The sequence below is a fragment of the Pseudomonas baetica genome (genome assembly GCF_019733355.1).
GTDB classification, from domain to species: Bacteria; Pseudomonadota; Gammaproteobacteria; order Pseudomonadales; family Pseudomonadaceae; genus Aquipseudomonas; species Aquipseudomonas baetica_A.
This window is the reverse complement of the sequence record NZ_JAIHLQ010000014.1, coordinates 144900-166282: the sequence shown is the minus strand read 5'-3', so window position 1 is coordinate 166282 and position 21383 is coordinate 144900. Positions and strand designations below refer to the sequence as shown.

Sequence of the window (21383 nt, the reverse complement as noted above, 5' to 3'; positions counted from 1 at the left end):
GGCGCTGGCGAAGAAACGATGGGACAACCTCGGCCTGGTCTCGATACTGGACACGATAAACCGACTTAACCGTATAACCTGAACCGCCGTATACGGAACCGTACGTACGGTGGTGTGAGAGGACGGCGGATGTGAATCCGCCTCCTACTCGATGGCGCGGCTCAGATTACTCTTCGGCGACCGAGTCCTTGCTCTGACGCTTCTCGATCAGATCCACCAAACGCTTGGCCAGTGCCGGGTAGTTCTCGTCGAAGTGATGACCACCCGGCAGTTTCACCGCTTCACCGACGGCTGTCTTGTCGGTGCAGCCGCTTTCGTCGGCCTCTTCTTCACCGTAGATGCACACAACCTTGGCCGCTGGCAGCTTGGCCATTTCCGGGCCGGTGGCGGCTTCTTTGCCGGCGTTGCCGAGCCAGCCTTCGACTTCGATCTCGAAGCTGCCGGTGCGGGCGAAGGCCAGCAGGATGATTGCATCGACGCGCTGCTGCTCGGTTTCAGGCAGGCGGTTGTAGATGGCCGGCAAGACATCGGCACCGAACGAGTAACCGGTGAGGATGAAGCGTTTGGTGCCCCATTTCTGCCGGTAATGCTGCATCAGTTCGGTCAGGTCCAGCGCGCTTTGCTCCGGGCTCTTGTGCTGCCAGTAGTAGCGCAGGGTGTCGATGCCGACCACCGGGTAGCCGATCTTGGCCATTTCACCCGCTACGTCGCGGTCAAGGTCGCGCCAGCCGCCGTCACCGGAGAGGAAGAGGGTGACGGTGTCTTTGGCCTGGCCGGCCGGGACTTCAACCACCGGGATCGCCAGACCACCGTTGGCCTTGTCGCCGCCGACGAGGATTTTGCGCAGTTCGTTGTTCAGCACTTGCGGCAGGTTGATGTCGTAGTCGCTGATACTGGTTTCGGCGTTCGGTTGATCGCGCACGAAACCGGCGCTGGTGTCGTCCGGGTTGTCGTTCCATGCCACCAGCCAGTGGCCGTGGGCAGCGGATTTTGGCAGCAGGTGGGTGCAGCCGGATTTTTCCAGCGCCAGTCCAACCGATACGGCTTGGGCCTTGTCGTCCTTCTGCTCGGACAACCAGCGCCACGCCAGCACCGCACCAGGGCCGATGCCGCTGACCAGAGTGGCCGGGCCGTTCAGTTCGCGCAGACCCGTCTGCAGGGCGCGGCTTTGCAGCAGGCAGTCCTGGGGCAGAACCACCTGAACGATCTGCGCCGAAGCGCTGCGGCTCAGGGTGGTCAGTTGCTTTTCACTGAGCTTCTGGTCGTCATTGACTGCCAACAACACCTGAGCTTTCGGCTTGGTGCCGGGAATCACACGGGTCATGGCCGGGCCATCGGCGGGCGTGAGTTGTTCGAGGGTCGGTTCCGGTGCCGGACGTTTGAGGTACCAGTAACCGCCGCCGGCAATCACGGCCAGCACAATCAGTGCGGCCAGGATGTACTTCAGGGAGCGTTGAATCATCAGCGTTTCACCAATCCAGTCAAGCCGCCCGCGATCAGGGCGGCAGTATCAGCCAGCGCCACCAGCGGATCGAGTCCGGCGGGCACGGCCATATAACGGGGTTCCCAGTCAGGCTGGAACTTGTCTTTGAAGCGGCGCAAACCTTGGAAGTTGTACAACTGCTCACCACGGCGGAAAACCATCGAGCCCAGACGTTGGGTCAGCGGTGCACCCCGTCGAGGTTGCAACCCCGACAACGGCACCATGCCCAGGCTGAAGCGCGCGTATCCGTGACTCTTATAATGTTGAATCAGGCCGACCATCATGAATTCCATGGTCAGCTTGGGGGCCTCCGGGTGCGCGCGCATCAGGTCGAGACTGGCCAAGTCATGGCTGTAGGTCTCAAGCAGATTGGCGAACGCCACCGGACGACCTTCGAAGCGAATCACCGCAATGCGGAAATGCTTCAGATAATCGTCGCTGAAACGGCCGAGGGAGAAACCTTTCTCGCGCACATTCTTGCCGGTCAGCCAGGCATCGGAAATCGCCTTGAGCTCATCCATCGGCGCTTGCCCCGGCTCGTGGATTTCCAGCGACAGACCGTCGCGGGTGCCACGGTTCCAGGTGTAGCGCAGATCCTTCATCTCTTTGCCCTTGGCTTCGAGGTCAAAGCGATGCAGGTCGACCCGGGCTTCTTCGCCAAGCTTGATCGCGGTCAGGCCGATGTCCATGTAGTACGGCAGGTTCTCCGCGCGCACTTGATAGAACACAGGACGGGCGTGATGGATGTCGCACAGGTCGCGGAACTGCCAGATCATCTCGGCACGTTGCTGGCCGGGGCCGATGGGGTCGTACAACGCCACGAGGCTGCGGCCACGGCGGGCATACATGAGGAACGCTTCGTCGTTGGGGTGGAACAACAACGCCTTGTCACCGGTCAGCGCGAGGCCGCCATCAGGTTGCGAGGACGCCATCAGAATCTTCGCCGCACGATCGATCTCGTCGGGCGTTGGTAGGTTAATCACCGGGCGCGCGGTGCGCAGCAGCCAGGTCAGTGCGATCACCAGCAACAGCACCGCCGCGCCGAGCAGCGAGCGCAGGCCGCGTGGTGCGTCGGCGTCGAGGGTGAACTGCCACCACAGTTGATGGCTGTACGGTACGTCTTGATAGGCGAACAACAGCAGCCAGGTCGACGCGCCCAGCACACAGAGGCTGGCCACCAGATACAGCGGCGAGAACGGCAGTTCGGTCAGGCGGCTTGGGCGATAGAACGAGCGACGGAACACACCCAGCAACGCGGCAGTGAGTGTCATCAGCGTGGCTTCTTCCCAGTCGAAGCCTTTGAGCAGCGAGAGCAGGGCACCGACAAGCAACAGAATGGTGGTCAGCATCCACGCGGCTGAGAGGCGACGGCGCAGGCCCTGAGCCAGCATCAGACAGAGCACGCCGATCAGGCTGGCGCCGAAGTGCGAAGCGTCGACCAAACGATGGGGGATCAGGAAACCGATGTGCTCCAGGCGTGTGTCGATCTCGGGTGTGGCACCGGAGAACAGCAGCACCACGCCGGACAGAAACACCAGCACCGCCAGAATCGGCGCCGCCAGACCGGACGCCGCGCGCATGGTCTGGGTCTGGAACAGGCGCTGGCCTTCATTGATCAACAGCAATACGCAGGCGACCAGCAGCGGCAACACCACGTAGATCAGGCGATAGAGCAGCAACGCAGCGGCCAGTGGCGCGGCACCGAGTTTGTCGGCAAACGCGGCGAGCAGGATCGCTTCGAACACGCCGACACCGCCTGGCACATGGCTGAGTACGCCAGCGGCCAGCGCCAGCAGGTACACCAGCAGGAACGCGCCAAACGGCGGGCTTTCGGGCAGTAACAGATACAGGACAGTCGCTGCAGCGGCGACGTCGAGGGCGGTGATCACCAGTTGCAGGAAAGTCAGGCGGCGACCCGGCAGGCGCAAGGTGCGGCGCCCGGCCTTGACCAGCAGGTTGTCACGATAAGGTTGTTCCGGCAGGCGCCGGCGATAGATGCCGATCATCAGGATTGCGCCGAGCAGCAGCACAGTCACAGCGATCGTACCAAGCAGTCCCTCGGACAAGCCCAGTGCCTGAGAGGCGGCGGGCAGATCGCTCAGGGTCGCCAGAGCCGCCAGCGGGGGCAGGGCGCAGCCGAGCGACAGGCTGGCGAACAAGGTCATGTGCGCGACTTCCGACGCCCCCAGGCCCAGTCGTGCATATAAACGATAGCGAACCGAACCGCCGGACAGCATCGACAGGCCGATGGCATTGCCAATCGCAAACGCGGTGAAACCGCCGAGCGCCAGTGTGCGCGGTGGCAATGTCACGCCGGCATAGCGACTGGCCGACCACTCGTAACCCAGCAGAATAATAAAGCCGACCACGGTCGCGGCGAATGCACCGAGGAGGGCGGGTGTGGGCACGGCAAGAATCGAGTCATGCAAGGCATCGAGATCGAGCTCGGCGAGCAGATGACGACAGGCAATCAGCGCAATGGTAAACAACAGCAACGTGACCGCCAGGCCAATCGGTTGCCGGTATTTGCTTAACCGATCCAGCAAGCGCAAACGCTCAGGTTTGATCGGGTGTTCCGCTGTGACGGTGTCTTGTGGATCAGACGAGTTGGCGCGCATCAATCACCTCTTGGATTGTGCGCGACAGGATGGAGGTATCCAGCCAAGTTACCAATCCCTGTAGAAAAAAATAATCACAAAATACTACGCCTCTCACCGGGTATCGGCGAGGGCAGTCATGGATGGCAGACGTCTTGTTCGCGACTCAAGCATAGTCGCAACTCGGTGGGCCTGATGATCCTGGACGATTCACTGCACTGTGACAGATCATTGTTGCGAAAGGACTTTTTCCACAGATACAAAAAAGGCCACTCTTTCGAGTAGCCTTTTTTGATGTTTGGTTGCGGGAGCCGGATTTGAACCGACGACCTTCGGGTTATGAGCCCGACGAGCTACCAGACTGCTCCATCCCGCGTCTGTGTGGCGGCATTCTACAGGCGAACGGCGAGGTGTCAACCGCTAATTCCGTAAAGGGTCAAATAAGTGTGAAATCGCGCCAAACGGTCGCAGGTGGCGCGTTAAGTTTCGGAAATGAAACGAATTCCTGTTTGACGATTGTCATGGCTGCGAGGGCTGAAGCTGAAAAACACACGCGCACAAAAAAGGCCACTCTTTCGAGTAGCCTTTTTTGATGTTTGGTTGCGGGAGCCGGATTTGAACCGACGACCTTCGGGTTATGAGCCCGACGAGCTACCAGACTGCTCCATCCCGCGTCTGTGTGTCGGCATTCTACAGAGGATCGCTGGGCTGTCAACCTTCAATCCGGATAAAAACTGTTGAGGTTCAATTGGTTAGCGTTTTTTTTGGTTGTTTGAACACGCTACAGGTCAGGTGGGGCAAGGCTTTCGGCTCTATTGGTTGTCTATTTTCGATTGAGAAAATAAATTCATAGGGCTTTTCCTACAGATGGAAAAGAACATTCAGACCACTGGTGCTATATACAGTTCTCAGTGAGATACTGCCGATCCGGCTCGCCACGTTTCCTTTTCTGACATGACTCAGCGAAAAATCATCCACGTCGACTGTGACTGTTTCTACGCTGCCATCGAGATGCGCGATGACCCGCGCTTGGCCGGCAAACCGTTGGCGGTGGGCGGGTCGGCAGATCGGCGTGGGGTGATTGCCACCTGTAATTACGAGGCGCGTGCCTATGGTGTGCGCTCGGCCATGTCCTCGGGGCATGCCCTGAAGCTGTGCCCGGACCTGACCATCGTCAAGCCGCGTATGGACGCCTATCGAGAAGCTTCAAAGGAAATTCACACAATCTTTGCCGATTACACCGACCTGATCGAGCCGCTGTCTCTGGATGAGGCCTACCTTGATGTGTCGGACAGTGCGCATTTGGGCGGCAGTGCCACGCGCATTGCCCAAGACATTCGCCGCCGCGTCTCCAATCAATTGCACATCACTGTTTCAGCAGGCGTGGCGCCGAACAAGTTTCTGGCGAAGATCGCCAGTGACTGGAAAAAGCCCAACGGGTTGTTTGTGATTACGCCGGATCAGGTCGAAGATTTTGTCAGCGGCTTGCCTGTAAGCAAATTGCACGGTGTCGGCAAGGTCACCGCCGACAAGCTGGGCAAGTTCGGCATCGTCGACTGTATGCAGTTGCGCGAGTGGGACAAGCTGGCGCTGGTGCGCGAGTTCGGCAGTTTTGGCGAGCGACTTTGGAGTCTTGCCCGTGGGATCGATGACCGACTGGTCCACAATGACAGTCGCCGTCAGTCGATCAGCGTGGAAAATACCTACGATGTTGACCTGCCGGATCTGCGCAGTTGCCTTGACAAGCTGCCAGAGCTTCTGGAAACCCTGAAAACCCGCATGGCGCGAATCGATAGCAGTTATCGGCCGGGCAAACCGTTCGTCAAAGTGAAATTCCACGACTTTACCCAGACCACGCTGGAGCAGGCCGGTGCAGGGCGGGATCTTGGCAGTTATCAGTTGATGCTCACGCAGGCGTTCAATCGGGGTGGCAAACCGGTACGTTTGCTGGGGGTTGGCGTGAGGCTTGAGGATTTGCGTGGCGGGTTTGAGCAGATGGAGTTGTTTGAGCGGTAGTTTTGCGATGAATATCGGTCGGCCTTCGCGGGCAACCCCCTCCCACAGGGGATTTGTGCAAGACACAGATCCAATGTGGGGGCGGGCTTGCCCGCGAGGCTTTCAGCTTTTAATTGGCTCCTGGATCCGCCACCAGGCGTCCCGCATCCTTGGTCAAGGACTTGAGAAACTCAGCCTGCAACTCGGGATCGTTACGCGTCAGTTCGATCAGGCTTTGTTCCAGTTCGCTGGCTTCTTCTTCCAGGCCCAGTTCCGACAGACGTTTGACTCGGTGCACCCACTGGCTCACTTCGTCATCTTCAAGGTCGTCGTAAATCAGCCCGTGCGCTTCCAGCAACTTGCCACGCAGGTGGCTGCTGATCACCAGGGATGAGTCAGAGTGCACGTCATCCTTGGCGTCTTCGACGCTGATCTGCAATTTGCCGACATGATTGAGGTCATTTTCGGCAAACGGACTGTCCAGCAGGTTGAGACGCAGCACGCCGTTGCGGTCGGTGGTCATGTCGAAAGTCTGTTTGCCAGCCTTGACTTGTACCGAGCGCTCGCTCCACGGCAGGCTCGAATACTCCGTACGTTTGTCACGTTGGACTTCATCGATGCCGGCCAGGTTCTGTTGCGCACGACCGTTGGACTGCACGTTCATGAACGGGTTGAGCCCGGCGAAGCCGTAGCTGAGCCAGTCCTTGGTCACGCTGTCTGGCAAGTTACCGAGCGCGAATACGTTGACCACGTTCGCGCCGACGCCACCGACCACCGCCACTGCCCCCAACGGGATCTCGTAGATTTCCCGCCAGGGCTGGTAAGGCGTATAGCGATCGTAACGACGGGTGACGTCGAACTCGGTGACTTCGAACGTTTTCTGCTCGTTGATCTTCACGCGTCGCTGCGGCAGCTCAAGCACCTTAGGCTCACCGACATCGATCTGCAGGCTGTGATCGAGCAATTTGCGCTCGACCCGCTCTTCGTGCTCGCTGCGTTGTGACATGTGATTGGCACAGCCGCTGACCAGCAGGGCACCGCACAGGGCGGTGCCACCGAGGCCTAAGGTGTTTCGCTTGAACATGACGTCTCTATCTGGTTTCAGCGGCGGATACGGGCCTGAAGGAAGGACAATACGTCAGCCACCGGCAGCGCTTGCGCCTCGCCTTCGGTACGGCTCTTGTATTCCAGGTTGCCTTCGGCGAGGCCGCGGTCGCTGACCACGATGCGGTGTGGAATGCCGATCAGTTCCATGTCCGCGAACTTGATGCCCGGGCTGGTTTTCTTGTCGCGATCGTCCAGCAGCACTTCGAAACCGGCCGCAGTCAGTTCCGCGTACAGCTTGTCGGTGGCTTCGCGAACCTGTTCGGTTTCATAACGCAGCGGCACCAGCGCGATCTGGAACGGCGCCAGGGTGTCGCTCCAGATGATGCCGTTTGCATCGTTGTTCTGCTCGATGGCAGCAGCCACCACGCGGGACACGCCAATGCCGTAGCAACCCATTTCCAGGGTCACTGGCTTGCCGTTTTCGCCCAGCACTTCGCACTTCATCGCTTTGCTGTACTTGTTGCCCAGCTGGAAGATGTGTCCGACTTCGATGCCGCGCATGATTTCCAGCGTGCCTTTGCCGTCCGGGCTCGGGTCGCCGGCCACCACGTTGCGCAGGTCAGCCACGGTCGGAACCGGCAGGTCACGCTCCCAGTTCACGCCGAAGTAGTGCTTGTCGTCGATGTTCGCGCCGATACCGAAGTCGCTCATCAGTTCGACCGAGCGGTCGATGATGATTGGCAGCGGCAGGTTCAACGGGCCGAGGGAACCGGCGCCGGCGCCAATGGCGTCACGCAGTTCGGAGTCGGTCGCCATGACCAGCGGGCTGGCAACGCCAGGTTGCTGGGCGGCTTTGATCTCGTTGAGTTCGTGGTCGCCACGAATCACCAGTGCGATCAGCTTGCCTTCTTCTTCAGCGCGCACGATCAGGGTTTTGATGGTCTTTTCAATCGGCAGATTGAATTTTTCCACCAGTGCAGCAATGGTCTTGGTGTCCGGGGTGTCCACCAAGCGCAGCTCTTCAGCCGGTGCAGGGCGGGAAGTTTCCCGTGGCACCGCTTCGGCTTTCTCGATGTTCGCCGCATAGTCGGAGCCATTGCTGAAGGCGATGTCGTCTTCGCCGGACTCGGCCAGTACGTGGAACTCGTGGGAACCGGCGCCGCCGATCGAGCCGTTGTCAGCCTCAACAGGGCGGAACTTCAGGCCCAGACGCGTGAACACGTTGCAGTACGCCTGATGCATGCGGTCATAAGTGACCTGCAGCGAAGCCTGATCGGCGTGGAACGAGTAGGCGTCTTTCATGATGAATTCGCGGCTGCGCATCATACCGAAGCGTGGGCGGATTTCGTCACGGAATTTGGTCTGGATCTGGTATAGGTTGATGGGCAGCTGTTTGTAGCTGCTCAGCTCGTTGCGCATCAGATCGGTGATCACTTCTTCGTGGGTCGGGCCCGCGCAGAAGTCGCGACCGTGGCGGTCTTTGATGCGCAGCAACTCAGGGCCGTATTCTTCCCAGCGCCCCGATTCCTGCCACAGCTCGGCCGGTTGGGTGCTCGGCATCAACACTTCCAGAGAGCCGGCAGCGTTCATTTCTTCGCGAACGATGGCTTCAACCTTGCGCATAACCCGCAGGCCCATGGGCAGCCAGGTGTACAGGCCCGAGGCGAGTTTGCGGATCATGCCGGCGCGCAGCATCAGCTGATGGCTGATCACAACCGCATCGGAAGGCGTTTCTTTCTGTGTGGCGAGCAAAAATTGACTGGTGCGCATGGTTGGCCGTTGTCGGTTGCTATGACTGGAAATGACGGAGCAGTGTACCGGCGAGTTTTGCTGACGTACAGAAGTGTGGTCAGCGCACTGGGGTAACGGCCGGATTCCTCCCGCCGTTGGCGAAACGCCTTACGATTCTTCCGCAACCGGCGTCGGTACGGGCTCCGGCGTAGGTGTCGGGCCTTCGCGGCGGCTTTCCTGAAACCAGTGCAGGGCGATCAGCACCAGTGTCGGTACGCCGAGCAGTGCGGTGATGAGGAAGAAGTTGTGATAACCGAACTTCTCCACCATGACCCCGGAATAACCACCAATGAGGCGCGGCAACAGGAGCATGATTGAGCTGAGCAGGGCGTATTGCGTTGCGGAAAACTTCAGGTTGGTCAGGCTCGACAGGTACGCAACAAACGCCGAAGTTGCAAGGCCCGAGCTGAAGTTGTCGAGGGAAATGGTCACCACCAGCATCTTCAGGTTCGGGCCCATGTCGGCCAGCATCAGGAACAGCAGGTTGGTGCCCGCCGAGGCCGCGCCACCGATAAACAGGATCGGCAGAATCCCGAAGCGTACGATCAGCAGGCCGCCCATGCCCGCACCCACGAGGGTCATGATCAGGCCGAAAATCTTGCTGACGCTGGCGATTTGATCTTTGGTGAAACCCTGGTCGATGTAGAACACGTTGGCCATCACGCCCATGACCGTGTCGGACATCCGATAGGTAGCGATCAGTCCGAGCAACAACAGGGCTTGCCAGCGGTAGCGCAGAATGAAGTCGTTGACTGGCGTCAGTACGGGCGCAAGCCCACGGCGCCCCATGGCCGACAGGCACATCCAGGTGAGCAAGGTGTAGAGAATGGCGCGCAGGAAAGCGCGGTCTTCGAGCAGCAGGTCCAGCGGGCTGGCGCCTTCAAACAGCACGCTGGCGAAATCGGTGTTGTACAACTGAGTGAACATCGCCGGCACGGACACCAACAAGATGATCAGTACGAATACCGACATCAATTGGTGCATGAAGGTGTAGCGGCCGGCCTGCAATTGGGTGCGCAGCGGCACTGGCGGCTCGCGCATGAACAGGGTCGTGAGCAGCGCGGGAATCATCAGCGCGCCGAACAGCGCATACGTGCCAGCCCATGCCGAATGTTTGTAGTTGAAACCGGTGGAGCCAAAGCCTTCGGCGAAAAACAATGCGCCAGCGGTCGCCAGCAGGGCGGCGACGCGATAGCCAGACATATAACTGGCGGCCAGTGCGGCCTGGCGGCTGTCGTCGGCGATTTCCAGGCGATAGGCATCCACCGCGATGTCTTGGGTGGCGGAGGCGAAGGCGACAACAACGGCGATGGCGATCAGCCAGGACAGATGCTTCTGCGGATCGCAGAAACCCATGCCGATCAGGCCCAGAATCACCAGCACTTGCGAGAGCACGAGCCACGAACGGCGACGGCCAAGCTTGCCCAGCAAGGGCAGGCGCCATTGGTCGAGCAGCGGTGACCAGACCCATTTGAACGCATAGGCCAGGCCGATCAGGCTCGCGTAACCAATGGTTTCACGGGCCACACCGGCCTCACGCAGCCAGACGGAAAGCGTTGAAAACACCAGCATGTACGGCAGGCCGGCGGCGAAACCCAGCAGCAACAGCACGAGTGTCGAAGGACTGGCATAGGCGGCGAGCGCGGCGCGCCAGGTTTTACGGGGCATGGGCTGAAGTCTGCCTCAAGATTGCGAAAACAAAGCGCGCACTCTAACCGCTGTGCTCTACCGGACGCCAGCCATGGCGCTGAATATCCACACGATTGTTCAGGATGGTGATGCCTTCCATACGCAAACGCGCACGTTGTTCATCGCCCGATGGGCTGCCTGCCGGCAGGCTGATCCGACCGCCGGCGCCCAATACGCGGTGCCAGGGCAGTTTGGTGTCGCCGGGCAATTGACTCAGGGTGCGTCCGACCCAGCGCGCGGCACGCCCCAGCCCGGCAAGGTCAGCCAATTGACCATAGGTGACGACCTTGCCCTCGGGCACTTGGGCGAGGGTCGAGTAGAGCGCCGTGCGTCGGATTTGCGCTTCGCTCTCGTTTTCGTGAATCAGGTCTGTCACGTACGCGGTTCCTGAATGTGTTCGTTCGATATTTTCAAGGGTAAACGCAGACCGTGCAGTTGAGAAATGAACTCAATAGAAATAGTCCGGTCAGTCCTTGTCAGGGTCTTATTCCTACGGATAATGCCGAACTTTTTCGCAAACTTGAGCCTTCGATTCGCTTATGTTTTCCAGAACCTTGCTGTGCCTTGCTGTTTTCAGTGCGTCCACGCCCCTGCTTGCCGACACCGTCTGGATGAAGAACGGCGACAAGTTGAGCGGTAAAATCACCCTGTTCGATGGCGGTAAGCTGTTGGTTCAGACCCAGTACGCTGGCGCGGTCTCGATCAACTGGAAAGAGGTCAAGACCCTGGAAAGTGACCAGGAGTTGCTGGTCAAACAGGACGCCTATAACGGTGAGAAAGCCAAATCGCTGACCGCTGCAGGCGACGGAAAGGTCACGTTGGCTAACGGCGAAGCGCCGAAAACCGTGGAGCTGGCGAGCATTCAGCAAATTCTCAAGCCCAAGCCGGTGGTTGAGGATCTGGTGTGGAAGGGTAATGTCGACCTGGCACTCGATTATCAGCGCGCCGAAAAGGACACTGATGATTACGACATCGGCTTCAAGACCTCTGCGCGTCATGGGCGCTGGCGTCATACCGCTGAAGGCGAATACAACCGCGAAGTGCAGAATGACGTGACCACCACCGACAACTGGCGCGCCGAGTATGCACTCGACCGGTTCTTGACCGATCAGTGGTTCTGGCAGGGGCGCCTGAACTACAAACGCGATCACGTTGAGGAGTTGTCACGTCAGCGAGTCGTGGGTACCGGCCCCGGCTACCAGTTCTGGGATGACGAATTGGGTGCGTTCTCGCTCGGCTCGCTGTTGAACCGAACGGACTATGAATACAGCGATGGCAGCAAGGACAACTTTTACTCCGTCGCGATGAAGTGGGACTACAACCGCTACCTGATAGGCAAGAAGGTCGAGTTCTTCACTAACGGTGAGGTCGGCAAGCCGTTGTCCGGTGTGGCGGATTACGCGCTGGATGCCGAAATGGGGCTGCGCTACAAGGTTACCGACTGGGCTTCGCTGAATCTCAAGGCTGAGCGCGACATCATCAGCGGTACCGATGATGCCGATTTGAGCAAGACACGTTACACCGCAGGCTTTGGCGTGGCCTGGTAGGGTAAAAGCAAAAGATCGCAGCCTGCGGCGGCGCCTACAAAGAATCAACGTAGGAGTTGCCGCAGACTGCGATCTTTTTTTGCGCCTGAAAAACAAGCGCCCACAAAAAAGCCCCGCTTTTAAGGGCGGGGCTCTTTTCTAAAGAAGCTACAAGTTAGATAACTTGTACTTCTTCAGCTTGCATGCCTTTCTGACCGCGGGTAGCGATGAAAGAAACCTGTTGGCCTTCTTTCAGGCTTTTGAAGCCGTCGGATTGGATAGCTTTGAAGTGAACGAACAGGTCGTCACCGGATTGTGGAGTGATGAAGCCGAAGCCTTTTTCATCGTTGAACCACTTAACGGTACCGGTTTGGCGATTAGACATGGTGTAACTCCTTGAACAAAGATAACTGCGACGCAGGAAGAACCCTGGCCGAGACTGAGTGCAAAGAGCAGGAAAAATTCTTGTAGATGGTTGGATCGAAATTCAACATATCGTGTAGAGATTCTCAGTGACACAAGCAGCACAGTGGCGCCACCTTAACCCTTTTTGCCGAACGTGCCAATGCTTCTTGCGAAGGTTTCTCTGTTTTAAGGATCGGCGGTGCGACAGTTCGTCGCCAGAACCCTTATTTTCAGCGTGTTCGGCGAGAATTGCAGCGCGCACTTTGAACCCGGCGGCGCGCCCGGTAAGATGCCGGACAGAATTTTTCCACCTCGCTATTCAGGACACCCGCCATGAGCATCAAATCGGACAAGTGGATTCGCCGCATGGCGCAGGAACACGGCATGATCGAACCGTTCGTCGAACGCCAGATGCGCGGCAGCGACGACAGCCGGGTGATCTCCTACGGTGTGTCGAGCTACGGCTACGATGTGCGTTGCACCAGCCACTTCAAGGTGTTCACCAACATCAATTCCGCCATCGTCGACCCGAAAAACTTCGACGCTGGCAGCTTCGTCGATATCCACAGCGATGTCTGCATCATTCCACCGAACTCCTTCGCGCTGGCCAGCACGGTCGAATACTTCCGCATTCCGCGCAACGTATTGACCATCTGCTTGGGTAAAAGCACCTACGCGCGCTGCGGCATCATCGTCAACGTCACGCCGCTTGAGCCGGAGTGGGAGGGCCACGTGACGTTGGAGTTTTCCAACACCACTAACCTGCCGGCAAAAATCTACGCCAACGAAGGCGTGGCGCAGATGCTGTTCCTTGAGTCCGACGAGGAATGTGAAGTGTCCTATAAGGACCGCGGCGGCAAGTATCAGGGCCAGCGTGGCGTCACTCTGCCGCGTACCTGATCGTCCATCCGGCGGATGTCGGGAATTCTTTGGCGGGCAGACACTCTATGGGGTGTACTGCCCGTTTTTGTTTCTGGCAAAACGGGCCTTCGCTGAGGAGTGTTCCATGAAGATCGATCCGCATATCACTGCCGAACTGGCAAGGCTTGAGCCCAATCAGGTTGGCGTTTTAGCCTGGTCCTTGTTGGCACACCCTACACTGAGCATGGCGGGCGGAATTCCCGGTCAGCCCGATCCTGATACCCCCAACGAACAACCGACCGAGCCGGGTGAGCCGACGCTTCCCGACGAGCCACCTCCGGCGCCAGTTGCTTGACTCACATGCGGTGGCCAGTCATTTGAAGTCCACGAAGGCTTCAACTGACGGGCCATATTTCGTTATCGCCGATGACAAATATCCTGCAGTTGTCATCTCGTTTGATCGGATAACCGCCGGTGAACGCGCCGAACGCCGGCATCAAGCTGACGCGTTCGCCCACGCTGAAACACGCCAAACGCAAACTCTGCCGGCCCTTGCCATGCAGCCGATAAACCGGGTGCACATGACCGGCCAGCACATGTCTTTCGTGATGAGGAATCGGTTCATGCTGCAAGGCAAACGGCCCGAGTAGCATCGGTTCTGCAACCACTCTGATGTTAAGCGCCGCTGGTGGATCGCCCGCACGTTTGTCGTGATTGCCACGGATCAGCGTCATCGGCAGATCAGCGTGGCGTGCTCGCCATTGCGCCAGCGCGTTCAATGTGCCGGGCGAATGAGACCCCGGACCATGAAGGAAATCACCCAGAAAAATGAGTTGCCGACAGGGATGCTGGCTCAGCAGTCGATCGAGCATCGCGATATTGCTCGCCGTCGTGCCCTGCGGAACGGGCTGCCCGAGGCTGCGATAGGCGGCAGCCTTGCCAAAATGGATATCGGCGATGAGCAGCGCCTGTTGTGCCGGCCAATACAGGGCTTTTTCCGGCAATAGCCAGAGTTCTTCACCGGCCAGATGCACAGGGTAGAGCGTACTCATCAGCGTTTGCCCGTGTCGGTAGATTGCTCCAGGTCGCCGACCATCCGTCTGATACGGTCAGCGAGTTTTTCCGAACTCATGCGCTCGCGCATACGTTCCACCAAGAGGGGAAACCCCAGGGGCGTAGGGCGTTTAATCCGGTGCATGTCCAGTTTCATTCCTTGGAGGCGCTCCAGCGTCTGTTCCAGCCTGCGAATATCCAGTTCTTCACGTAGGACTTCTTCCCCGGCTTGCGCCAGCAGCAGGTTGTCGGCGTCATATTGTTTGAACACTTCGAAGAATAATCCGCTGGAGGCTTGCACTTGGCGGGTACTTTTCGGTGCGCCTGGATAACCGGCGAACACCAGTCCGGCGATCCGGGCGATTTCCCGAAAGCGCCGCAAGGCCAGTTCTCCGGCGTTGAGACTGGCCAGAACGTCGGCTAACAGATGATCGCAATTGAATAACTCGACGTTCAGGTGTTCTGCCCAATCGATCGGCGTAGCGCTGAGCAATTCCAGCCCGTAGTCATTGACGGCAATCGAGAATGTCAGCGGCTGACGCTGACTGACGCGCCAGGCGAGCAGGCTTGCAAGCCCCAGATGCACTTGTCTTCCGGCGAACGGGTAGAGAAACAGGTGCCAGCCTTCACGGGATTTCAGCGCTTCGGTCAGCAGGTGGCGGGTCGTGGGCAAGCCAGAGGCGCGCGCCTGCGTTTCCAGCAGGGGGCGCAGTGCCTGCATCTCCGGGCCGGCAAACTCACCTTGCGCGGCGGCGCTCAAGCGCGTCACCACCGCTTGCGCCAGTTCACTGGAAAGCGGCATGCGTCCGCCGTTCCAGCGTGGTACGGCGGCTTTTTTAGCGGCGCTGCGTTTGACGTAAGCGGTCATGTTTTCCACGCGCACCAGTTCCAGCAAGCGTCCGGCGAACAGAAAACCATCACCCGGTTTAAGGCGGGCAATGAAGCCTTCTTCGACGCTGCCCAATGGCTTGCCACCGCCGCCCTTGCTCCAGAAGTTCAACTGAATGCTCGCGTCGCTGACGATGGTGCCGATGCTCATGCGGTGCCGCCGCGCCAGTCGCGCATCGGGCACGCGCCAGACGCCATGCTCATCCGGTTCGACCCGGCGGTAATCCGGATAAGCCGTCAGAGACATGCCTCCATGGCGTACGAAAGCCAGCGCCCAGGCCCATTCGACGGGTGTGAGGTCGCGATAAGCCCAAGCGCCACGGACTTCTTCGTACAACGCTTCGGGTATAAATCCGCCCCCCAGTGCCATGCTGACCACATGCTGCACCAGCACATCCAGCGGTTGATGCGGCGACCATCGCGGTTCAATTTGTCTTTGTTCCACGGCATCGCGAGCGGCGGCGGCCTCGATCAGTTCAAGGCTGTGCGTCGGCACCAGCGTTACCCGTGAAGTGCGCCCCGGTGCGTGGCCAGATCGCCCGGCGCGCTGCATCAGACGTGCCACGCCCTTGGCTGAGCCGATTTGCAGCACGCGCTCTACCGGCAGGAAGTCCACGCCCAGATCCAGGCTTGACGTACACACCACGGCTTTGAGTTGCCCGTCCTTCAGCGCCTGCTCAACCCAATCGCGGGTGTCGCGGGACAGCGAGCTATGGTGCAAAGCGATCAACCCGGCCCAGTCCGGGCGCGCCTCAAGCAACGCCTGATACCAGATTTCCGACTGCGCCCGGGTGTTGGTGAACACCAGGCTGCTGGCGCAGGCATCGAGTTCGGCGACCACCTGCGGCAGCATCTTCAGACCGATATGCCCTGCCCATGGAAAAGGTTCGATGGTCGGGGGGAGGAGGGTGTCGACTGTCAGGGATTTTTCGCTCTGGCCCTGAATACTCACGCCACCGCCCTGTGGGATCAGCACTTGTCCTGCGTGGGATTGATTACCCAGCGTGGCGGAGACGCCCCAGACGATCAGGTCGGCTTGCCAGTGGCGCAGGCGGGCGAGGGCCAATTGCAATTGCACGCCGCGTTTGTTACCGAGTAGTTCGTGCCATTCATCGACAACCACCATACGCAGGGTTGAGAGCGCAGTTTGTGCGTCAGCGCGGGCGAGCAGCAGCGTCAGACTCTCCGGCGTGGTGATCAGCGTGGTGGGCAGGCGTCGACTCTGACGGGCACGTTCGCTGCTGGCGGTGTCGCCTGTGCGCAGGCCGATGCTCCAGGGAATGTGTAAATCATCGACAGGCATTTGCAAGGCGCGCGCGGTGTCGGCGGCGAGGGCGCGCATCGGCGTGATCCACAGCACGGTCAGCGGTTCGGCCAGCGGTTTGCGTTTGCGCGATGTTTCGACGGTTGGCGCGGATCTGGCGAAACGATTGAGTGCCGCAAACCACACGGCATAGGTTTTACCGGCGCCGGTGCTGGCATGGAGCAAACCGGATTCGCCGTTTTTGACAGCGGCCCACACCTGTTTCTGGAACGCGAAGGGCTTCCAGTTTCGGGCGCTGAACCAGGTTTTTGCGAGGTCGGGGGATTTCGCCATGCGGGCTGCGCGCACTCTGGAGGGGTTATTCCAGTGACCGCGGTGCCCGCTAACAAGTTTAATTTCGTCAGTAGATGAATACCCTTGTGGCAGCGAGCCTGCTCGCGAAGACGTCGTCACATTCAACATCATCGTTGACTGACAGATCGCTTTCGCGAGCAGGCTCGCTCCCACCGGTTTTATGTGTGCAGGTTATTTGAGGTTGCCGCTGAGGAATTGTTGGAGGCGCTCGCTTTTCGGATTGCCCAGCACGTCTTCAGGCGCGCCTTCCTCTTCGACCAGTCCTTGGTGCAAAAACAGGACCTGACTGGAGACTTTGCGGGCGAAGCTCATTTCGTGGGTCACCATGATCATGGTCCGGCCTTCTTCAGCCAGCCCCTGAATCACCTTCAGTACCTCGCCCACCAACTCCGGATCCAGTGCCGAAGTCGGTTCATCGAACAGCATGACTTCCGGCTCCATCGCCAGCGCGCGGGCAATCGCCACACGCTGTTGCTGGCCGCCCGACAGAAACGCCGGGTACTGATCCGCCACCCGCGCTGGCAGGCCGACCTTGTCCAGATAACGTCGGGCACGGTCTTCGGCTTCCTGTTTGCTGCAGCCCAGCACCCGGCGCGGGGCCATGGTGATGTTTTCCAGCACGGTCATGTGGCTCCACAGGTTGAAATGCTGGAACACCATCGCCAGGCGCGTGCGCAGGCGTTGCAGTTCATCGGCATCAGCCACATGCATGCCATGGTGGTCGGTGACCATGCGAATCGCTTGGTCGTCGAGACTCATCGCGACTTGATTGGGTTGTTCGAGAAAATTGATACAGCGCAAAAAGGTACTTTTGCCCGAGCCGCTGGCGCCGATCAGGCTGATCACGTCGCCAGTCTTGGCCTTGAGCGAAACGCCTTTGAGCACCTGATGGTCGCCATAGCTTTTGTGCAGGTTTTCAACGGTCAGTTTGTACATGGGACAGACATCCTCAAGGCGAAAGTAGGTAGCCGCTGCGATAGGCTTCGGCGCCCGCGACGTGGGCGATCACCATGCCGGCGGTGGCCATGCGCCGCAGTGAGCGGGCGTACATCAGGCCGGCAGTGGTGCAATGAATGGGGGTGATCCGGTCGTTGATCGGGTCAATGATTTCGGCGATCTGCTGGCCGGCCTCCAGGTATTGCCCTGCGGTGGCGCAATACACCAACAGGCCGCCGACTGGCGTGGTCACTGGTTCCACCCCGGCCAGTGGCGTGGCGGGGAACGGCAGTGGCGGCTGCGGCTTGGTTTCGCCAACGATCGCATCGAACTGCACCAGATAATCGAGCAGCGCCTGGCAGTCGCGGCTGGCCATCGGGTGATTGACATCGCCCTGGCCGCGCAACTCCACGGTCACCGAGAAACTGCCCAGCGGAATCTCGAAGTGTTCGCCGAAACGTTCTTTGAGTTGCCACCAGAGCAGGGTGAAGCATTCATCGAACGACTGACCGCCGGAATCGGTGGCCAACAGACTGGCCTGGGATTCGATGTAACGCGCCAGAGGCTCGACCTGCGGCCACGCTTCGGGCGTGGTGTAGAGGTGAACCACCGATTCGAAGTCGCAATGCAGGTCGAGCACCATGTCCGCATCGCAAGCCAGTCGTTGCAGGATCAGGCGCTGGGATTGCAGTTGCGTGCTGGCGGTCTGGCGGGCGAGGGCGCTGCGCAGGCTGGCGCGGATCAGCTCGAGGTTGCGCTGCGGGTCGTCGCTCAGCCTGGCCTCGATGTCGTTGCCGATTTCTTCGCTCAGGTCGACGAACCAGCGGTTGAAGTTCTGCCCGCTCTCCAGTTCGTAGCGGCCCAGCGGCACGTCCATCAGCACTTGTTCGAGGCCAACCGGGTTGGCCACCGGCACCAGCACGATTTCGCTGCGCAGGCGCCCGGCGGCTTCGAGCTCCTTCAGGCGCTGCTTGAGGTGCCAGGCCACGAGCATCCCAGGCAGTTCGTCGGCGTGCAGCGAAGACTGGATGTAGACCTTGCCTTTGGCCTGCTCCGGGCCGAAGTGAAAACTGTGAATCTGTCGTGCGGTCCCCGGCAGCGGGGCCAGCAAGTCATGTATCTGGTGGCGCATTTGAGCTAAGTCCTAGTGGGTCGGCCCGAGGAAGGCCAGCCATCGGCGTTCGGCGAGGCGGAACAGGCCGACCAGCGCGAAAGTAATGGTCAGGTAGATCAGCGCGGCGATGCCGAACGACTGAAACGTCAGGAAGGTCGCCGAGTTGGCGTCCCGGGCCACTTTCAAAATGTCAGGGACGGTCGCGGTGAAGGCCACGGTGGTCGAGTGCAGCATCAGGATCACTTCGTTGCTGTAATAAGGCAACGAGCGGCGTAGCGCCGAGGGCATGATCACGTAGGCATACAGCTTCCACCCTGTCAGACCGTAAGCTTTGGCCGCTTCGACTTCGCCGTGGTTCATGCTGCGAATCGCCCCGGCGAAAATCTCCGTGGTGTAGGCACAAGTGTTCAGGGCAAAGGCTAGAATCGTGCAGTTCATCGCATCGCGAAAGAAGCTGTCGAGAATGGGCTGCGCGCGTACGGCGGCCAGGCTGTAGATGCCGGTGTAGCAAATCAGCAACTGGATATACAGCGGCGTGCCCCGGAACAGGTAGGTGTAGAACTGCACTGGCCAGCGGATGTAGAAGTGCGTGGAGACCCGAGCGATCGACAGCGGAATGGATGCGAAGAATCCGATGAAGATCGAGGCGCTGAGCAGCCACATCGTCATCGCCAGCCCGGTGATGTTGTTGCCGTCGGTATAAAGGAAGGGTTTCCAGTATTGCTGTAGAAGTTCGATCATCGTACGGCCTCCCGGGAGCCGGCGGCATAACGGCGTTCGAGCCAGCGCAGGATGAAGTTCGAGGCGCTGGTGATCAGCAGATAGATCAACGCGGCGAGTACCAGAAAGTAGAACAGTTGATAGGTGCTTTTGCCGGCGTCCTGCGCGGCTTTGACCAAATCGGCCAAGCCGATGATCGACACCAGCGCGGTGGCCTTGAGCATCACCATCCAGTTGTTGCCGATCCCGGGGAGGGCGAAGCGCATCATCTGCGGGAACACCACCAGGCGAAAACGCTGGCCGCGTTTGAGGCCATAGGCGGTGGCTGCTTCAACCTGGCCGCGTGGCACTGCGAGGATTGCGCCACGGAAGGTCTCAGTGAAATACGCGCCATAAATGAAGCCCAAGGTCAGGACCCCGGCGCTGAACGGGTCAATCTCGATGTAGTCCCATTCCAGATAATCGGTGAGCAACGTCAGCCAGGTTTGCAGGCTATAGAAAATCAGCAGCATCAGCACCAGGTCGGGCACCCCGCGAATCAGCGTGGTGTAGATCTGGGCGGGCAGGCGCACCAGTTTGACTTTTGACAGCTTGGCACTGGCGCCGATCAGGCCGAGCAACACGGCCACCAGCAGCGACATCGCCGATAATTTGATGGTCATCCAGGTGCCTTCCAACAGCAAAGGACCGAAGCCCTTGAGGCTGAAGGCAGAGAGCCCCAGATTTTGTAGGAGGGTTTCAAACATAAATCAGCAACCTGAGCGGGTGGAAAAGGCGCCCATCGAGTGATGGGCGCCGGGGTGTTATTTGCCGCTGTACAGATTCAGATCGCCAAAGTGTTTCTTCTGGATGGTGGCGTAGGTGCCATCATCGTGTAACGCTTTGATACCTTTATCCAAAAGTGCCTTCAGCGCAGTGTTACCTTTCTTAATACCGACAGCGGTTTTGGCTGGCAGCAATTCGCTGTCCACTGGCTTGCTGACGTCATAATCGGCGCCCTGTGGCGACTTCAAAAAGCCCAGTTCGGCTTGCAGCATGTCCTGGATGCCGGCGTCGAGACGGCCGGACGTCAGGTCGGAATACACCTGATCCTGGTTCTGATAGGCCTGGGTTTTCACGCCTGCCTTGTCCAGAACGGCTTTGGCATAGGCTTCCTGAATGGTGCCTTGCTCGTAGCCCACGGTTTTGCCCTTCAGGGACGCAACGTCTGCTGTGACGCCAGAACCTTTCTTGAACACATAAGCGGTCGGACCGGAGAACAGTTCGCTGGAGAAGTCGATGACTTTTTCACGGGCCGGGGTCACGGTCATCGACGAGATCACACCGTCGAATTTATTGGCCTTGAGGCCCGGAATCATGCCGTCGAAGTCACTTTCGACCCACTTGCACTTGACCTTCAGTTCGGCGCAGATCGCGTTGCCCAGGTCGATGTCGAAGCCCACCAGGCTGCCGTCGGCCGCTTTCGACTCAAACGGTGCGTACGAAGGGTCAACGCCAAAGCGCAACTCTTTGTATTCCTTGGCCAGCGCGGAGCCGGCGGCCATGCACAACGCCAGTGCAGAAAGGGTCAGCAATGCTTTTTTCATTATTCAATCCCTAAGAACCAATATGAGCGCTTGTGGCGCAGAATTATTGTTACTGGAACGCGTACGACCCATTA

Annotated in this window: 18 protein-coding genes, 2 tRNA genes and 1 pseudogene; 5 read left to right on the top strand and 16 right to left on the bottom strand. The window is 59.2% G+C overall.

What is annotated here, in order from left to right; all coding sequences use genetic code 11:
• Positions 1-82, top strand: a pseudogene (locus tag K5E40_RS35025) (maturase); the annotation flags it as partial.
• An 84-nt stretch (positions 83-166) separates the two neighbouring features.
• Here the strand turns inward: K5E40_RS35025 and K5E40_RS15025 are convergent.
• The 4 genes from K5E40_RS15025 to K5E40_RS15010 form a co-directional block, all read right to left on the bottom strand.
• Positions 167-1462, bottom strand: coding sequence for a virulence factor family protein (locus tag K5E40_RS15025; protein ID WP_221731471.1), 1296 nt, complete (start codon positions 1460-1462; stop codon positions 167-169).
• On the bottom strand, positions 1462-4101 hold the full coding sequence (gene mprF, locus K5E40_RS15020) for a bifunctional lysylphosphatidylglycerol flippase/synthetase MprF (RefSeq protein WP_221731470.1): 2640 nt from the start codon (positions 4099-4101) through the stop codon (positions 1462-1464). The genes K5E40_RS15025 and mprF overlap by 1 nt, the downstream gene beginning before the upstream one ends.
• Positions 4102-4379: 278 nt before the next feature.
• Positions 4380-4456 (bottom strand) — tRNA-Met (locus K5E40_RS15015).
• A gap of 221 nt (positions 4457-4677) precedes the next feature.
• Positions 4678-4754, bottom strand: a tRNA-Met gene (locus K5E40_RS15010).
• Positions 4755-5034: 280 nt separating this feature from the next.
• Here K5E40_RS15010 and dinB point away from each other — a divergent pair.
• Positions 5035-6096 (top strand): DNA polymerase IV, encoded by a 1062-nt coding sequence (dinB, locus tag K5E40_RS15005; protein ID WP_221731469.1) that lies wholly within the window; start codon positions 5035-5037, stop codon positions 6094-6096.
• 109 nt (positions 6097-6205) lie between these two features.
• Here the strand turns inward: dinB and K5E40_RS15000 are convergent, their stop codons facing one another.
• The 4 genes from K5E40_RS15000 to K5E40_RS14985 all read right to left on the bottom strand — a co-directional run bounded on the left by K5E40_RS15000 (position 6206) and on the right by K5E40_RS14985 (position 10978).
• A complete protein-coding gene (locus K5E40_RS15000) occupies positions 6206-7159 on the bottom strand; it encodes a hypothetical protein (RefSeq protein WP_221731468.1) in 954 nt (317 codons plus the stop codon).
• A gap of 17 nt (positions 7160-7176) precedes the next feature.
• Positions 7177-8892 (bottom strand): proline--tRNA ligase, encoded by a 1716-nt coding sequence (locus tag K5E40_RS14995; protein ID WP_221731467.1) that lies wholly within the window; start codon positions 8890-8892, stop codon positions 7177-7179.
• A 129-nt stretch (positions 8893-9021) separates the two neighbouring features.
• A complete protein-coding gene (locus tag K5E40_RS14990) occupies positions 9022-10581 on the bottom strand; it encodes an AmpG family muropeptide MFS transporter (protein WP_221731466.1) in 1560 nt (519 codons plus the stop codon).
• Between the two features lie 43 nt (positions 10582-10624).
• The gene (locus K5E40_RS14985) at positions 10625-10978 is read right to left on the bottom strand and encodes an MGMT family protein (protein ID WP_221731465.1); all 354 of its coding nucleotides are present in this window, start codon (positions 10976-10978) and stop codon (positions 10625-10627) included.
• Between the two features lie 163 nt (positions 10979-11141).
• Here K5E40_RS14985 and K5E40_RS14980 point away from each other — a divergent pair, with 163 nt between their 5' ends.
• Complete coding sequence (locus K5E40_RS14980; RefSeq protein WP_221731464.1) at positions 11142-12149, top strand: DUF481 domain-containing protein; 1008 nt, start codon at positions 11142-11144, stop codon at positions 12147-12149.
• A gap of 154 nt (positions 12150-12303) precedes the next feature.
• Here K5E40_RS14980 and K5E40_RS14975 read toward each other — a convergent pair whose 3' ends face one another.
• Entirely contained in the window at positions 12304-12513 is a 210-nt protein-coding gene (locus K5E40_RS14975; RefSeq protein ID WP_002554837.1) for a cold-shock protein, read from the bottom strand.
• Between the two features lie 353 nt (positions 12514-12866).
• Between K5E40_RS14975 and dcd the strand changes: the two genes are divergently transcribed.
• Positions 12867-13433, top strand: a complete 567-nt coding sequence (gene dcd / locus K5E40_RS14970) for a dCTP deaminase (RefSeq protein WP_085724551.1) — start codon at positions 12867-12869, stop codon at positions 13431-13433.
• 106 nt (positions 13434-13539) lie between these two features.
• Positions 13540-13749, top strand: coding sequence for a hypothetical protein (locus K5E40_RS14965; RefSeq protein ID WP_221731463.1), 210 nt, complete (start codon positions 13540-13542; stop codon positions 13747-13749).
• Between the two features lie 40 nt (positions 13750-13789).
• Here K5E40_RS14965 and pdeM read toward each other — a convergent pair whose 3' ends face one another.
• The 7 genes from pdeM to K5E40_RS14930 form a co-directional block, all read right to left on the bottom strand.
• Positions 13790-14446 carry a ligase-associated DNA damage response endonuclease PdeM gene (gene pdeM / locus K5E40_RS14960; RefSeq protein WP_221731462.1) on the bottom strand — a complete coding sequence of 219 codons (657 nt, stop codon included), beginning with the start codon at positions 14444-14446 and terminating at the stop codon, positions 13790-13792.
• A complete protein-coding gene (locus K5E40_RS14955; RefSeq protein WP_221731461.1) occupies positions 14446-16932 on the bottom strand; it encodes a ligase-associated DNA damage response DEXH box helicase in 2487 nt (828 codons plus the stop codon). Before K5E40_RS14955 ends, pdeM begins: the two co-directional genes overlap by 1 nt.
• Before the next feature lie 192 nt (positions 16933-17124).
• Positions 17125-17889: an ABC transporter ATP-binding protein gene (locus tag K5E40_RS14950; protein ID WP_221731460.1), complete on the bottom strand. Its 765-nt coding sequence runs from the start codon at positions 17887-17889 to the stop codon at positions 17125-17127.
• A 13-nt stretch (positions 17890-17902) separates the two neighbouring features.
• On the bottom strand, positions 17903-19021 hold the full coding sequence (locus K5E40_RS14945; RefSeq protein WP_221731459.1) for a succinylglutamate desuccinylase/aspartoacylase family protein: 1119 nt from the start codon (positions 19019-19021) through the stop codon (positions 17903-17905).
• A 12-nt stretch (positions 19022-19033) separates the two neighbouring features.
• Positions 19034-19744, bottom strand: a complete 711-nt coding sequence (locus tag K5E40_RS14940; RefSeq protein WP_221731458.1) for an ABC transporter permease — start codon at positions 19742-19744, stop codon at positions 19034-19036.
• The gene (locus K5E40_RS14935; protein WP_221731457.1) at positions 19741-20469 is read right to left on the bottom strand and encodes an ABC transporter permease; all 729 of its coding nucleotides are present in this window, start codon (positions 20467-20469) and stop codon (positions 19741-19743) included. The genes K5E40_RS14940 and K5E40_RS14935 overlap by 4 nt, the downstream gene beginning before the upstream one ends.
• A gap of 57 nt (positions 20470-20526) precedes the next feature.
• Complete coding sequence (locus K5E40_RS14930) at positions 20527-21309, bottom strand: transporter substrate-binding domain-containing protein (RefSeq protein ID WP_221731456.1); 783 nt, start codon at positions 21307-21309, stop codon at positions 20527-20529.
• Positions 21310-21383: the final 74 nt, after the last annotated feature.

What these genes read in the sequence shown, in the direction of transcription:
- K5E40_RS15025 (WP_221731471.1), bottom strand. Translation starts at nt 1,462, where the DNA reads ATGATTCAACGCTCCCTGAAGTACATCCTGGCCGCACTGATTGTGCTG.
- mprF (WP_221731470.1), bottom strand. Translation starts at nt 4,101, where the DNA reads ATGCGCGCCAACTCGTCTGATCCACAAGACACCGTCACAGCGGAACAC.
- dinB (WP_221731469.1), top strand. Translation starts at nt 5,035, where the DNA reads ATGACTCAGCGAAAAATCATCCACGTCGACTGTGACTGTTTCTACGCT.
- K5E40_RS15000 (WP_221731468.1), bottom strand. Translation starts at nt 7,159, where the DNA reads ATGTTCAAGCGAAACACCTTAGGCCTCGGTGGCACCGCCCTGTGCGGT.
- K5E40_RS14995 (WP_221731467.1), bottom strand. Translation starts at nt 8,892, where the DNA reads ATGCGCACCAGTCAATTTTTGCTCGCCACACAGAAAGAAACGCCTTCC.
- K5E40_RS14990 (WP_221731466.1), bottom strand. Translation starts at nt 10,581, where the DNA reads ATGCCCCGTAAAACCTGGCGCGCCGCGCTCGCCGCCTATGCCAGTCCT.
- K5E40_RS14980 (WP_221731464.1), top strand. Translation starts at nt 11,142, where the DNA reads ATGTTTTCCAGAACCTTGCTGTGCCTTGCTGTTTTCAGTGCGTCCACG.
- K5E40_RS14975 (WP_002554837.1), bottom strand. Translation starts at nt 12,513, where the DNA reads ATGTCTAATCGCCAAACCGGTACCGTTAAGTGGTTCAACGATGAAAAA.
- dcd (WP_085724551.1), top strand. Translation starts at nt 12,867, where the DNA reads ATGAGCATCAAATCGGACAAGTGGATTCGCCGCATGGCGCAGGAACAC.
- K5E40_RS14965 (WP_221731463.1), top strand. Translation starts at nt 13,540, where the DNA reads ATGAAGATCGATCCGCATATCACTGCCGAACTGGCAAGGCTTGAGCCC.
- pdeM (WP_221731462.1), bottom strand. Translation starts at nt 14,446, where the DNA reads ATGAGTACGCTCTACCCTGTGCATCTGGCCGGTGAAGAACTCTGGCTA.
- K5E40_RS14955 (WP_221731461.1), bottom strand. Translation starts at nt 16,932, where the DNA reads ATGGCGAAATCCCCCGACCTCGCAAAAACCTGGTTCAGCGCCCGAAAC.
- K5E40_RS14950 (WP_221731460.1), bottom strand. Translation starts at nt 17,889, where the DNA reads ATGTACAAACTGACCGTTGAAAACCTGCACAAAAGCTATGGCGACCAT.
- K5E40_RS14945 (WP_221731459.1), bottom strand. Translation starts at nt 19,021, where the DNA reads ATGCGCCACCAGATACATGACTTGCTGGCCCCGCTGCCGGGGACCGCA.
- K5E40_RS14940 (WP_221731458.1), bottom strand. Translation starts at nt 19,744, where the DNA reads ATGATCGAACTTCTACAGCAATACTGGAAACCCTTCCTTTATACCGAC.
- K5E40_RS14935 (WP_221731457.1), bottom strand. Translation starts at nt 20,469, where the DNA reads ATGTTTGAAACCCTCCTACAAAATCTGGGGCTCTCTGCCTTCAGCCTC.
- K5E40_RS14930 (WP_221731456.1), bottom strand. Translation starts at nt 21,309, where the DNA reads ATGAAAAAAGCATTGCTGACCCTTTCTGCACTGGCGTTGTGCATGGCC.